Origin of the sequence: Bacillus sp. NEAU-CP5, from assembly GCF_026420705.1 — a bacterium.
Classification (GTDB): Bacteria; Bacillota; Bacilli; order Bacillales; family Bacillaceae; genus Bacillus; species Bacillus velezensis.
Window position 1 is genome coordinate 334,740 of record NZ_JAPMOV010000003.1, and the last position, 12,936, is coordinate 347,675.

Genomic DNA, 12,936 nt, shown 5'->3' on the forward strand with positions numbered 1-12,936 from the left:
TCTTCTTTCTTTAACGAAACAAAAGAACAGCTAATATCCCTAGATTAATTATTCCTAAAAGGAAGGAAACGACCGCTATCCCTTTGTTTTTCTGCATAAAATAAAGACCGTTTATAACCAAGATACAGCTGATCAAAGCATCAAATAATCGGAGAGCCATAACGTTAAAATCAACTTCCGACTCAAAAAAGCTAAATATCGATACTGCTATTAAAAAGATTACTGATACTGTGATATAAATCAACCAGTCCCTAGATGCATTGCTCTTTTCAGTTTCTTTTTGAATACTGTTCATGAGTTGTTCAAAACCACCTTATAACAATATTTCCTAAATCTTATAATATGCGCCTAATCATTTTCAATGCATCGTTATAATGATAAAAAAGAGGGGTATTTCTTCCCCCCCTCCTTAATTATCCGCAAATTAATTTTATTGCTTTGCTTTTTGAGTTGTGCTTGATAATAACACAAACTGTTCCGCAACCAATACCAATTGCTAGGTTGATGGCCGCAATTCTTAAGCAAGAAAGAGCACAAGAGCCTCCATTTGCTATATCATATAACCAAGATACAGCCGCTCTGCAACTCATCATAGTTGATGCTTTTGTTTCTTCCGCAGAGTCTTTTGAATCCTTTAAGTAATCTTCTACAGAAACTTCTGTTCCATTATCCAGTTTGACTTTTCCGCCTTCTGTTAAGTTTACATCTTCGACAACTTTACCGGATTGTTTTATTTGTAAATTAAGAAGTTTTTCTGATTCATCAAATGTAATGTAAGTTTCAATGGTATCGAATATTTGTTCAGTTTTCAGATCAACAAAATATTGTGCTGATGTTAATCCAGACTCCATATCATCAACAGGAATTGTTACCACAGCCATGCCTTCTTTTACATTTACAATCTCTTCATTTTGTTCATTTGAAAGTCCAAAGAAGCTGTTTTTTGGTTTTTTCACCAACTTGTTTTGTTTGAATTCCTTTGAGGCATAGACAATTTCTTTTGCTTTTTGTTGATCTTCTAATGGTCCCGATGACTCAGGAACCCCTGATTGGCATGACGTACAATTTGTTTTTGCTTTCCCTAAAACATTTGAATTAGCTTTAACACTAGTATTAAAAGAAAAAATCGTTACTAATGTAAGTGTGAAAGCCATTAACAGTGAAAAAAAGCCTTTCTTACCCATCAAATACCTCCCCTTTTCCATATTTTAGGTGATTACATGAAGATTGTAACTTATTCCCAATTTGAAATCAACAAAAAAACAGATAATTCTATTAAATTTTCAAAAATGTCTCTTTTAAAATAAGCGGACTTTATTTTCACTGTCAAAAAACTGTCTATTTGCACTTTCTTTTCGTTCGTAAATACAATCATACATCAGGTGAAATTGCTGAGACATCGGCGTCGGTTTCAAAACAAAAGATCGCAAAAGATAAAATAACACGGATCAAATTGATCATTTCTTACTTTTGTATCACATTTCGTCTGTTTCTTCATTGCCCCATGGTAAGATCTTGTTGATCCATTTAAACAAAAGGATATGAATATGAAAGTATTGGAAGCCAAAAACACTGCTATCAGAGGCAGATAAACGGGCAAAAGAATACAAAGAATTAAGAAGCCAGATGGTCAATCTTAAAAAAGCCTTCAAAGCCGTAGCTGACTTAGATGACAGTGAGTTTTCCGGAAAAGGCGCTGACAACATCAAAGTATTTTATCAAGATCACGCTGATGTGGCTGACAATTGGATTGATCTAATTGATATGAAAATTGCTTTTTTGACAAGCATTTCAGGCGCTTTAGAGGACGCCAGCTTGTCTGACGCATACATAGAAGAATCCTTGCTGGAACACGAGCTGGCTAACGCCTGCACCAAGTCAAAATCCATTATGTCTGAACAGAAGAAAGCGATGAAAGGTATCCTGCTTGATATCAATGATATTCTTCCGCTTGAATTGTTCTCGACAGAAGACTTCAAAGACGAACTTGCAGATGCAGAGGACAAACGTAAAAAAACAGTCGATAAATTAGGAAGCGTGGACGAAGCACTTGTTACTTCAATGTTCATTTCTCTGGCGATTGTCTGATAACCCATCCCATCATTTAGGTGAAGATCAACAACTTTTTTCTTAAAGTGAATATCATAAGTTTTACGTATTTTCCCCATAAAAAATCCCCTCCATTGCAGACAGATCAGTATGCTTTCTTTTTTCTGTCTGCTATGAGGGGATCATATCAGAAAACCGGGGTTTGTTTTTTTATCGGTCATTCACAAGGATATAAGCGGCTTTAACGGGTCCGTGGACGCCGACAACCAAATCCATTTCGATATCGGCCGAGTTGCTCGGTCCAGTAATATAGTTGATGCAGGAAGGAACGGTGACGCCGTCTCTGATCTGCTGTTTCAGTATATCGCTGGCCTGTGTCATTCTCGGCACAATGGAAGATTTCGGGATGATTGCGATATAGGTGGTCGGAAGCAGGCTGACGGAACGGCCGGCATGCTCTGACGCATACAAAACGACGGTGGCTGATTCCGCAAGCGTGATCTCGCTGAATGTGATGCCCACATTCGCTTGTTCCGCTTTTTCAATATTTTTCGCTCCTTGTTCCGCGTCCCATTCCCAAACGGGAATCCCTTCGTCCGGCCACTCTTCTGTCATAAGGGTCTGCAAGCCGTACGTTTCAAACCGGCTGTCCTTCGGAATGATGACAGGCCCTCCTTCAAAGCGGTTCACCTGCGTGCGCAAAGCGTCGTAAAGCCCGGCTGCATCCGTTTCGATCAGTTCGGTATGAATGTTGACGCAGTGGTCTTTCAGCATCGTGACAAGATCGTCTTCCGTACAGTCCGCATGCGTTTGATATTGTGGCTGATACTTCCATTCAGGCAGGGACACGCCTGATTTCCTGCGCTCTCTGCCCAGACTTTCGGCGATCCGGTTTAAAAAGGATTCCTGATGTGTAACCGTCCCTTTCATCATCATTCTTCCCCCTTTTGTTTTTCCCGGTCTTTAAACCAATCTCTGAATCTCGATTTATGCGGCGCCGGGAAGTCCCGTATTGCCGTCCATTCTTTTAACGGCCCCGGCCCTTTTGATATTTTGTCATCTTCCGTAAACGGCGTCATGGCGGCAGGCGCCCATTTCGATCCCATTTTATAAAGGGACGGGGATGACGAGCCGAGCCCGAAGGCTTTCATCGCCAGTTTTTCACTGATCGGCGCTTTGCCCTCTTTTTCCACGATGTTCTGCCGATGCTTGAGCAACAGCTCGTGCAGCGGAATTTTAACGGGACACGCTTCCGTACAGGCCGCGCATAAGGAAGATGCGTACGGGAGCTCCTTGTATTCGTCATACCCGCCGAGAAGAGGCGATAAGACGGCGCCGATCGGACCCGAATAGATGGACCCGTACGAGTGTCCGCCGACATGCCGGTACACGGGACAGACGTTGATGCAGGCGGCGCAGCGGATACATTGCAGCACCGATTGAAATTCCGTGCCGAGTATGCGGGAACGCCCGTTGTCCACAACCACAAGGTGGAATTCCTCAGGCCCGTCAGCTTCTCCTTGCTGACGAGGTCCCGTCAGCGCCGTAATGTAACTTGTAAGCCGCTGGCCGACCGCGCTTCTCGTCAGCATGCTGACAAGCACTTCAAACTCAGAAAATGACGGAACGATCCGCTCCATTCCCATCACGGTGATCTGCGTCTTCGGCAGCGCGGACACAAGGCGGCCGTTTCCTTCGTTCGTCACGAGACTGACCGATCCGGTATCCGCGATCGCAAAGTTGCAGCCTGTAATGCCGACGTCCGCTTCGAGAAATTTTTTCCGGAGAACGCTGCGCGCGTGCATGACGAGCTCTTCCGGTTTTTCCGTCTGTTTGTATTCGAGTCTCTCTTTAAACACGTCACGGATCTGCTCTTTGTTTTTGTGAAGAGCGGGAGCAACGATATGTGACGGCGGATCGTGGTCGTCAATCTGGAGAATGTATTCGCCGAGATCCGTTTCTGTGACTTCACAGCCCTCTTCCTCAAGCACTTCGTTCATATTGATTTCTTCTGTCACCATGGATTTGGATTTTACGATTTTTTTGGCGTTTTTCTGCCGGATGACATCGCGGATATAGGAGGACGCTTCTTCCGCCGTTTCGGCGAAAAAGACGTGTCCGCCTCTGTTGGCGACGTTTTCGGCGAGCTGTTCCAAATAGAAATCAAGATTGTCCAGCACATGCTGTCTGATTTCTTCCGCATGGGAACGCCAATCCTCCCAGTTTCCCAATTCCTCGGCCGCCTGAAGCCTTCTTGTCCTGAGCCGTTCCTGCGCTCCGGAGACGGCTCCTCTCATAAACTCATTATCTATTCCTTCTGATACCCGCTCTTTAAAAGCGGCGGTACCGATTTTCATCGCCATGATTTTCCCCCCTTGTTGTTTCTCGTGTTATCTGCTGTTCAGCACTTCGGCGATGTGCATGACTCTGACGTTTTTATCCTTACGGTCAAGACGCCCGCCGATATTCATCAGACATCCGCAATCCGCCCCGATCAGCACTTCGGCCTCCGTGTCTTCCACGCAGGCGACCTTCTCATCCACCATTTGTTCAGAGATTTGCGCCATTTTCACAGAAAACGTTCCTCCGAATCCGCAGCATTGATGTTTTCCGGGAAGCGCGGTCAGCTCGAGTCCCTTGACATGGCGCAAAAGCTTCATCGGCTCCTCCGACACGCCGAGCAGCCTCGTCATGTGGCACGATGTATGGACTGTCGCTTTTTTATGCAGCACCGCCCCGACATCCTCCACCCCGAGAACGTTGACGATAAAATCTGTTAACTCATATGTTTTGTCCGCAAGCTGCTGCGCTTTTGCCGCCCACTTCGGATCGTCCTGAAACAGATGCGGATATTCACGGAACATCGTCGTACAGGAACCTGACGGACTGACAACGTACTCCGCTTCTTCAAACGCGGTAATCATCCGCTTCATCGCTTTTTTCGCATCCGTCACATACCCGCTGTTGTATGCGGGCTGCCCGCAGCAGATCTGCCCCTCGGGAAAATCCACCTCACACCCGAGCCGTTCCAGCACCTCAACCGTCGCCTTTCCGACATTAGTCTGGAACATATCCACAAGGCACGTGACAAATAATGAGACTTTCATGATGAACCCCTCTTTCATCCTCAATATGTGATCTGGTCATCTGATGACCTGTTTTTAGGAAAAGCTCTATGAATATCCTACACTATTCTGAATATGGATTGGAAGGTTTTTCTGAAAAATCCTTTCGTCCGATGCGCTGAAGGGGACAAAAAAAAGAGAAGCCCGAAAGCTCCTCAAGCTGCTCTACATCCCGTTTTCCAGCAGACGTCCCAGTTTTTGCACACCCTCTTTTATCGCGGCTTTACCGGCATAACTGAACGACAGGCGAAGATATTCCGCACCGTCTTCATGATGCAGAAAAAAATATTTACCGGGTACATAGGAAACGCCGTGAGAAAGAGCCCTCGCCAGCATTGCGGATGTATCCGCTCCCGGCGCTTTCACCCATACAAAGTAACCGCCTTCAGGCACGTGCCAGGATGCGGATTTCGGAAGATATCGCTCTGATGCGGCGAGCAAAACGTCACGTTTGCTTTGATATGCTTCCCGCAAGGCGGCGAGCCGTTTTTCAACATTCGTTTGTTCCAGATAGACGGCGGTCACCGCTTGGGAAAACGGGTGGCCTAAGTCTTTTTTTAACCATGACAATGCCGTGATGAATGCGGCGTCCCCTGCAATCCAGCCGATCCTCATACCCGGGGCGATGACTTTTGATAATGAACCGGCGTACAGCACCCGGCCGTTTTGATCCATGGCTTTCAAGGGCGGCGGAATATCGGTGAATCCGAGCTCACCGTATGCATCATCCTCCAAGATGAGAAAATCATATGTTTCGGCAAGCTGAAGAAGGCGTGTTCTCCGCTTCGCTGACATTACGGTTCCCGCAGGATTCTGAAAAGCGGGTATCGTGTAGAGAAGACGGGGAAGCAGAAGCCCTTTTCGTTTTCTTTCCTCAAGCATGAACGCTAATGTTTCTGTTTGCAGGCCCTCTTGATCTGTCGGAATGCTCATGATATGCGGTGTGTAATTTTTAAAAATCTCGAGCGCTTCCATGTAGACCGGAGCTTCAACGGCAGCGGCGGTTTGTTCATCGAGGAAAACCCGTGCAGCCAGATCTATCGCCTGACAGGCGCCTGGCGTCACGAGCAGCTCATCGTCCCGGCAGTGAATGCCGCGGATGGCTAACCGTTCTTGAATCTGTTTTTTTAAAACGGCCGTCCTCGGGGTTCCCATATAATGCAGCGGCAGATCGCGCTCCTCATCCAGAAGGCGGGCGGCGGCTTCTTTCAGCTCCTTATCAGGAACGAGTGCGGGATCGGGATAGCCGGAATGCAGGGGGGTGCACGCTTTCGGAACTGCCGGCATCCATTCCCCGGGAGGATCGTTTGTCAGAGCTTTCTTTACATGGTCAGAAAAAAAAGATTCGGCCTGCATGTGATGTTATCCCCTTTCACAAGTCAGCTTCTATACATTTTCTTCAAAATAAGCCCCCAGCACTTCTTCCACATTCGTCAGGTGCGCGGTCATCGCGGCTTCCGCTTCATCCGCGTCTCCGGCGGCGACGGCGCTGTAAATGCGTTCATGCTCTTCATACAATCGCTGCACGCTCGTTCGTTTAGAAAACAGCCAAATTTTTCTCGTTTCTCTCATCGTTTCCAAAAGAAGCGCGGAGACATGATTCATGAGATGCTTGAGCAGCCCGTTTTGTGATGCTTCCGCCAGCGCCATGTGAAAGGAGAAATCCGCTTTTTCGCCCAATTCTTCGTCTCCGTCAATGTCTTTCATCTCCATGAGAGCTTGGCGGATTTTTTGTAAATCGTCTTCGGTGCGTTTTTCAGCGGCCATGGCGGCGACGCCGAGTTCAAGCAGCTTTCTGACTTCGAGCAGCTGTTTGACATCCTCTTTTTTCATCAAGAGGGCGGAAGAAAGCGGCTGGGAAACATGAGACGGCTCAAATTCTCTTATGTATGTGCCTTCTCCCTGCTTCATGTCGACGAGCCCCATCGCTTTCAAAGCCGACAGCGCTTCTCTGACCGCCGAGCGGCTGACCTGAAAACTCTCAGAAAGCGCCTGAACGGAATCAAGCTTTTCACCCGGCTTAAGCTCGCCCGCTTTTATCTTCTCCAGCAATGCGTCAGCGACTTCCTCGTAGATTTTTTTCGTTTTAATTTGTTTATATTTCAACGCGATCACCCCGTCACTTGTGAATCTTGATGTTTATCGTCTATTATACTTCTTTTTTTGTATTGCCGACAGGTTCAGACAATTTGTTCAAGAAAAGTATTGTACTTTCAAAACTTTCAAAATATAATGCTAATTAACCCGGTCATCAGATGACCTTATCATAAAAAGTAATCGCTTACATGACATAAGGAGGGGTTTTTTAGGGATGCAATGGACACAGGAGTACGCTCCTTTAGGGGGAAATTTGCTTTTATCGGCAGCTTGCGCGCTCGTGCCGATTATCTTCTTTTTTTGGGCGCTTGCGGTGAAACGGATGAAGGGGTACATCGCGGGGCTTTTAACATTAGCCGTTTCACTTTTAATCGCTGTATTTGTTTACGGTATGCCGGCGGAAAAAGCGGTGATGTCCGCTTCTCAGGGAGCGGTGTACGGGCTGCTTCCGATCGGCTGGATTATCGTCACATCGGTCTTTCTGTATAAAATCACCGTGAAAACGGGACAGTTTGAGATTATCCGGAGTTCGGTGCTCTCAATTACAGATGACCGGCGTTTGCAGGCGCTGCTCATCGCCTTTTCATTCGGGGCGTTTTTAGAAGGCGCCGCCGGTTTCGGCGCTCCCGTCGCGATCTCGGCCGCTTTGCTCGTCGGACTTGGTTTTCAGCCGCTGTATGCGGCGGGAATTTGCCTGATTGCCAATACGGCGCCCGTTGCCTTCGGCGCGATCGGCATTCCGATTACCGCTGTCGAAGGTCCGACCGGGATACCGGCAATGGAAATTTCTCAAATGGTCGGCCGGCAGCTTCCGTTTTTATCCGTCTTTATTCCGCTGTACTTAATCATTTTGATGAGCGGGTTTAAAAAGGCTTTTGAGATATGGCCGGCCATTCTTGTTTCCGGCTTCTCCTTTGCGGCCGTGCAGTACGCAAGCTCGAATTTTTTAGGGCCTGAGCTTCCGGATGTGCTGTCGGCGCTAGTTTCCATGGCCGCGCTCGCTGTGTTTTTGAAATTTTGGAAACCGAAAACGGCCTTTCGTTTCGCGGCAGAACGGGAATCAGCAGCGGCCGCTGACCCGGCGCCGATCAAGTACGGGGGCGCCGCGGTGTTTAAAGCGTGGTCTCCTTTCCTTCTTCTGACGGCCATGATATCCGTCTGGGGGATTCCGGGCGTGAAGGCTGCATTAACCGGTCATTACGAAGGAACGTCAATGTGGCTTTCCTGGCTGAATGCAGCCGGGCGTGCATTGACCTTCACGCCTCCCGTCCCATTTGTAAATCAGCAGATTCTTCAGGCGGACGGCACGCCGATTGAAGCCGTGTACAAACTTGAGCTTTTCGGTTCAGCGGGGACGGCGATTCTGATTGCCGCCGTCATCTCCAAGTTCGCCCTCGGCATGTCGTGGAAGACATGGGGCGAAGCGTTTATAGAAACGGTGAAAGAATTAACCCTTCCGGTCGTGACCATTGTTTCTGTTGTCGGCTTTGCTTATGTGACGAATGCTTCCGGCATGAGCACGACACTCGGTCTTGCGCTTGCCATGACGGGCGCGATGTTTACCTTTTTTTCGCCGGTGCTCGGCTGGCTCGGCGTATTTATTACCGGCTCTGATACGTCGGCCAATCTGTTGTTCGGCGGATTGCAAAAGGTGACGGCGCTCTCTGTCGGGATGGACCCGGTTCTCTCCGTCGCCGCCAATTCATCAGGCGGCGTCACCGGAAAAATGATTTCTCCGCAATCCATTGCGGTTGCCTGTGCCGCTGTCGGTCTGGCGGGCAAGGAAGCTGACCTTTTCCGCTTTACGATTAAGCACAGTCTGTTTTTGCTTCTGCTCGTCTGTCTCATTACATTTTTACAGCATCATCTGTTTTCATGGATGATTCCGTAACACGGAGAACCTCCCCGGGGTTTGGCTCGGGGAGGTTTCAGCTGTACCGTTTTCTCGCCGATGACGGCGGAATATTTAATTGGTCACGGTATTTGGCGACGGTGCGCCTTGAGATTCGGATGTCATATTGTTCATACAGCAGATCGGCAAGCTTTTGGTCTGAAAAAGGTTTCTTTTTATCTTCTTTACCGACCAATGCCTCCAGATGCGCTTTCACGGCATAATTGGAGGCGCCGCCGTCCCCCGATGATTCAGCTTTCGCCGAGAAAAATGTTTTCATTTCATACAGTCCGTACGGCGTCTGAACGTACTTCCCTTTGATTGCCCGGCTGATCGTTGATTCGTGGAGCTCCAGCGTTTCCGCCACCTCTCTTAAGGTCAGCGGCTGCATTCCGCTTTTTCCTGTGAGAAAAAAGGATTCCTGCCGTTCAGTCAGGACGCCGATAATTCTCGTGATCGTTTGTTTTCTTTGCGACAAAGCCCGGTTCAGCCAGCGCCATTCCTGATATTTTGCCGACAGATAATTTTTCGTGTCACGGCACCCGGCAGCTGACAAGAGCGGCTGATAATGGGTATGAAGCTGGATGTCAGGAAACGAACGGCTGTTGAGCCGCGCTTGAATGATGCCGTTTTTCACTGTGATGAAAATATCCGGTTCCACGTAAAAACCCGGCTCCTCATGCGCATAACGGAGCCCCGGCCTCGGATCAAGCGCGCTGATTATGTCGGCGATGTCCTGAATGTCTTTAAGCGGAATGCCCGTTTTTAGTGTAAGCGCTTTCCAGTTCTTTCTTGCAAATAGCTCAAAATAGGCTTCGGCAATCCATTCCGCCTGTTCGTTCCGCTCGGGCAAACGGCGGAGCTGAAGAAGGATGCATTCCTGCAAAGACCGGGCGCCGATTCCCGCGGGCTCAAGGGATTGAAGCTTTTTCAGAACCGCTTCCGTCTCCTCTTGTGAAGCGGATACATGGTCGGCGGCGGCTGGTATATCCTCTTTTAAATATCCGTTTGAATCCAATGAATGTATCAGATAATTGAAAATTTTTTTCTCATCATCGGACAGCTTCATGTCTAAGGCTTGCTGTTTGAGCGAATCCTGCAGCGTTTTGCGGGTAAGTCTGATCTGCTGGCTTCCGTCCCGTTCTTTCATCCTGTTTTTATTTGTTTTATGGTAAGATAGTGGCGGCGTGTCTGTTTCCTTTCGTTCAATCAGAGGGTTTTCCAGTGAGAGCTCATCAATATATCCGGCCAGTTCCGCGGAATTGTATCCGAGTAATGTGATAGCCTGTTTAAGCTCTTGCGTTAATTGAGGCTTTAACATTTGTGTTTGCTGAAGTTTGATATCCATCATGCTCACTCCCCTTTTTTCATTGTACATGATTGGTTTCATACCGTATATACTTATTAAAAGGAGTTGCTTTATAGATGTCAGAACTTTTTTCTGTTCCTTATTTTATTGAAAACTTTACACAGCACATTGAAATGAATCCGAATGAAGACCGAATTCATGCGATGAACAGCTATTACCGTTCCGTCGTTTCAACCCTTGTTCAGGATCAGCTGACGAAAAACTCGGTTGTGCTCAAAAGAATTCAGCATTTGGATGAGGCGTACAACAAAGTAAAACGCGGAGAAACAAAATAAACCTTCCGCTCATTCAAAGCGGAAGGTTTTCCTTCGTGCCGGCGGTTTCCCCGATCAGACGGACATCCGGCGCTTCGTGCATCCAGGTGTAATAGTAGTTGGCGTTTTTCCCGTATGAATTATCAATGACGGTATTCGGTTTCCCGAGAAGCGAGGACAGAATGTGACCGTGAAGCCTTGACGTTTCCACCGATTCGTATCTGCTGAAAAACAGGACCGCTTTCTTTGTTAAGAAATCGGTATAGCGTTTCCAAAACCGCGCAATCGGCAGCGGGTTTCCCGCTTTTTTATTCAAAACATTCAGTGTTTGAAAAAAAGCGATTCCCCTGCGGTCGCTTGCTGACAGCACATCCTGCCAGTCCCAGCTTTTAACGGAAGAATTGGTTTGCAGCTTCGGATTGATTTCCCCATCCGTGCGGATAAAATGAAGCCTGCCGCGTGACGGAGCCGCTGACGCCGCCATCGGATACAGCTGATGGGCCATATCAGGCATAAGCCCGATATGATTCGCCGAAAAAAAGCGTTTCGCAGTCTCGTGTGACACATGATCTCTCGTAAACAGGTGGAGATCCTTGTGCTCCGCAAAAAGCGCCGCTGTCTTTTGCAGCCGTGTCTCATCCTGATAATAGATGGATTGCGGCAGGATGACGATCCTGTTTTCCGGGAAGGATTTGACGATTTTTTCCCTGAACGTCTGATAGTACGGATAGAGATCCCCGAAATTTCCGCCACCCTGACAGACGATGATTGTCTTTTTGTCCGCCCGGCGCCCGAATGGAAAATTGTCGGGATTCCAGCGCTGTTTCACGCGAATGCCGTGCGCTTTAAAAAACGCCTCCGTCCCCTTCATAATCAATAAATCCCCTACATTTCCGTAGAGGGGATAGTCGGCATATATGATGTCAGATTGCGGCGGTATAACGCTGAGCAGCCCCGTCAGCGTTTCTTTTAATCGGCTCATAACATGGCGGCTGTCCATGTTTTCTCCCCTTTCGTTTCAAACAGTTGCGCAAGTGCGTCAATGACACGCTGCTGATCCTCAGAAGACAAGTCAGACCCGGACGGCAGACAGATGCCCCGGCTGAAAAGGTTCTCAGAGACACGCTCATGTTCGCTGTGAGGATAAAAGACGGAAGATGAGAAAAGCGGCTGCGTATGCAGCGGTTTCCACAGCGGCCGGGCCTCAATATTCTGTTCCGCAAGACAGGCGACTGCTTCTTCCGGCGTCACGCCGTTATCAAGCGTCAGAGCCGTCAGCCAGCGGTTTGAAACCGTTCCTTCAAGCTCCGGCATCATGCGGATGCCCGGATACGTTTCCAGCGCTTCCCGATACCTGTGAAAGATTTCTCTCCTCGCCCGGACGCGATCTTCAAGCACTTCCAGCTGCGATATCCCCACGCCCGCGAGAATGTTGCTGAGCCTGTAGTTATACCCGAGCTCGCTGTGCTGGTAATGAACGGCGGCATCTCTCGCCTGTGACGCAAGAAACTTCGCCTTTTCAATCGCGGCTTCATCGTCAGACACGAGCATGCCGCCTCCCGATGTTGTAATGATTTTGTTGCCGTTAAAGGAATAAATGCCGAAACGGCCGAACGTGCCGCTCTGCCTGCCTTTATATGTTGATCCTAAGGACTCGGCAGCGTCTTCAATCAGACAGACGCCGTATGCGTCACAAAGGCTCGTTAATTCATCCATTTTCGCGCTTTGGCCGTAAAGATTGACGGCGATCACCGCTTTCGGGAGTCTGCCGCGCCGCTTTGCATCCCGCAGCGCCCGCTCAAGCGCATCGGGCGACATATTCCACGTCTCCCATTCCGAATCAATAAACACTGGCTCAGCCTGCTCATACACAATCGGATTCGCCGTGGCGACAAACGTAAAGGAAGGACAAAATACAGCGTCTCCTTTTTTCACACCCGCAAGCCGCAGGGCAAGATGGATGGCGGCCGTTCCCGAGCTTACGGCCGCCGCGCTTTTCACTCCCGCATATTCCGCGAGCCGCGCTTCAAACGAATTGACGAGCGGACCGAGCGGGGCAATCCAATTGGAACGAAAAGCTTGTGCAATGTATTCCTGTTCTTTTCCGCTCATATGAGGCGGAGACAAATAAATCCGTTTGTTTGTTTGCAT

12 protein-coding genes and 1 pseudogene are annotated in these 12,936 nt (G+C 48.4%); 3 read left to right on the top strand and 10 right to left on the bottom strand.

The genetic code is table 11. The annotated features are described in order from the left end of the window. Positions 1 to 10: 10 nt before the first annotated feature. Positions 11 to 295 carry a hypothetical protein gene (locus OTK50_RS11735; RefSeq protein ID WP_045208953.1) on the bottom strand — a complete coding sequence of 95 codons (285 nt, stop codon included), beginning with the start codon at positions 293 to 295 and terminating at the stop codon, positions 11 to 13. A 118-nt stretch (positions 296 to 413) separates the two neighbouring features. Further along, positions 414 to 1,184 carry a putative immunity/bacteriocin fusion bifunctional protein gene (locus tag OTK50_RS11740; RefSeq protein WP_045208954.1) on the bottom strand — a complete coding sequence of 257 codons (771 nt, stop codon included), beginning with the start codon at positions 1,182 to 1,184 and terminating at the stop codon, positions 414 to 416. A gap of 388 nt (positions 1,185 to 1,572) precedes the next feature. Between OTK50_RS11740 and OTK50_RS11745 the strand changes: the two are divergent. Continuing rightward, positions 1,573 to 2,058: pseudogene (locus OTK50_RS11745) on the top strand (T7SS effector LXG polymorphic toxin); the annotation flags it as partial. Positions 2,059 to 2,259: 201 nt separating this feature from the next. On the opposite strand, the gene OTK50_RS11750 reads toward OTK50_RS11745, so the two are convergent. The 5 genes from OTK50_RS11750 to OTK50_RS11770 form a co-directional block, all read right to left on the bottom strand. Next, on the bottom strand, positions 2,260 to 2,982 hold the full coding sequence (locus tag OTK50_RS11750) for a LutC/YkgG family protein (RefSeq protein WP_025649302.1): 723 nt from the start codon (positions 2,980 to 2,982) through the stop codon (positions 2,260 to 2,262). Beyond that, the gene (locus OTK50_RS11755) at positions 2,982 to 4,412 is read right to left on the bottom strand and encodes a LutB/LldF family L-lactate oxidation iron-sulfur protein (RefSeq protein ID WP_007407375.1); all 1,431 of its coding nucleotides are present in this window, start codon (positions 4,410 to 4,412) and stop codon (positions 2,982 to 2,984) included. The genes OTK50_RS11750 and OTK50_RS11755 overlap by 1 nt, the downstream gene beginning before the upstream one ends. A 27-nt stretch (positions 4,413 to 4,439) precedes the next feature. Beyond that, positions 4,440 to 5,156 (bottom strand): (Fe-S)-binding protein, encoded by a 717-nt coding sequence (locus OTK50_RS11760; protein WP_224223833.1) that lies wholly within the window; start codon positions 5,154 to 5,156, stop codon positions 4,440 to 4,442. A 183-nt stretch (positions 5,157 to 5,339) separates the two neighbouring features. Then, the gene (locus tag OTK50_RS11765; RefSeq protein WP_224223834.1) at positions 5,340 to 6,530 is read right to left on the bottom strand and encodes a PLP-dependent aminotransferase family protein; all 1,191 of its coding nucleotides are present in this window, start codon (positions 6,528 to 6,530) and stop codon (positions 5,340 to 5,342) included. 30 nt (positions 6,531 to 6,560) lie between these two features. Further along, on the bottom strand, positions 6,561 to 7,280 hold the full coding sequence (locus tag OTK50_RS11770; protein WP_024085825.1) for a FadR/GntR family transcriptional regulator: 720 nt from the start codon (positions 7,278 to 7,280) through the stop codon (positions 6,561 to 6,563). Between the two features lie 205 nt (positions 7,281 to 7,485). Between OTK50_RS11770 and lutP the strand changes: the two genes are divergently transcribed. Beyond that, entirely contained in the window at positions 7,486 to 9,162 is a 1,677-nt protein-coding gene (lutP, locus tag OTK50_RS11775; protein WP_224223835.1) for an L-lactate permease LutP, read from the top strand. A gap of 37 nt (positions 9,163 to 9,199) precedes the next feature. Here lutP and rpoN read toward each other — a convergent pair whose 3' ends face one another. Further along, complete coding sequence (rpoN, locus tag OTK50_RS11780; RefSeq protein WP_224223836.1) at positions 9,200 to 10,510, bottom strand: RNA polymerase factor sigma-54; 1,311 nt, start codon at positions 10,508 to 10,510, stop codon at positions 9,200 to 9,202. A 77-nt stretch (positions 10,511 to 10,587) separates the two neighbouring features. On the opposite strand from rpoN, the gene yvfG reads away from it, so the two are divergent. Next, positions 10,588 to 10,806, top strand: a complete 219-nt coding sequence (gene yvfG, locus OTK50_RS11785) for a protein YvfG (protein ID WP_003151570.1) — start codon at positions 10,588 to 10,590, stop codon at positions 10,804 to 10,806. Positions 10,807 to 10,819: 13 nt separating this feature from the next. Here yvfG and OTK50_RS11790 read toward each other — a convergent pair whose 3' ends face one another. Both OTK50_RS11790 and OTK50_RS11795 read right to left on the bottom strand, forming a co-directional pair. Next, complete coding sequence (locus tag OTK50_RS11790; RefSeq protein ID WP_088461700.1) at positions 10,820 to 11,785, bottom strand: polysaccharide pyruvyl transferase family protein; 966 nt, start codon at positions 11,783 to 11,785, stop codon at positions 10,820 to 10,822. After that, positions 11,764 to 12,936, bottom strand: a complete 1,173-nt coding sequence (locus OTK50_RS11795; protein ID WP_088461701.1) for a DegT/DnrJ/EryC1/StrS family aminotransferase — start codon at positions 12,934 to 12,936, stop codon at positions 11,764 to 11,766. Before OTK50_RS11795 ends, OTK50_RS11790 begins: the two co-directional genes overlap by 22 nt.

Coding starts and splice junctions, on each gene's coding strand:
- OTK50_RS11740 (WP_045208954.1), bottom strand. CDS start 1,184: ATGGGTAAGAAAGGCTTTTTTTCACTGTTAATGGCTTTCACACTTACA.
- OTK50_RS11760 (WP_224223833.1), bottom strand. CDS start 5,156: ATGAAAGTCTCATTATTTGTCACGTGCCTTGTGGATATGTTCCAGACT.
- OTK50_RS11790 (WP_088461700.1), bottom strand. CDS start 11,785: ATGGACAGCCGCCATGTTATGAGCCGATTAAAAGAAACGCTGACGGGG.
- lutP (WP_224223835.1), top strand. CDS start 7,486: ATGCAATGGACACAGGAGTACGCTCCTTTAGGGGGAAATTTGCTTTTA.
- OTK50_RS11735 (WP_045208953.1), bottom strand. CDS start 295: ATGAACAGTATTCAAAAAGAAACTGAAAAGAGCAATGCATCTAGGGAC.
- OTK50_RS11795 (WP_088461701.1), bottom strand. CDS start 12,936: ATGCAAACAAACAAACGGATTTATTTGTCTCCGCCTCATATGAGCGGA.
- rpoN (WP_224223836.1), bottom strand. CDS start 10,510: ATGGATATCAAACTTCAGCAAACACAAATGTTAAAGCCTCAATTAACG.
- OTK50_RS11765 (WP_224223834.1), bottom strand. CDS start 6,530: ATGCAGGCCGAATCTTTTTTTTCTGACCATGTAAAGAAAGCTCTGACA.
- yvfG (WP_003151570.1), top strand. CDS start 10,588: ATGTCAGAACTTTTTTCTGTTCCTTATTTTATTGAAAACTTTACACAG.
- OTK50_RS11755 (WP_007407375.1), bottom strand. CDS start 4,412: ATGGCGATGAAAATCGGTACCGCCGCTTTTAAAGAGCGGGTATCAGAA.
- OTK50_RS11750 (WP_025649302.1), bottom strand. CDS start 2,982: ATGATGAAAGGGACGGTTACACATCAGGAATCCTTTTTAAACCGGATC.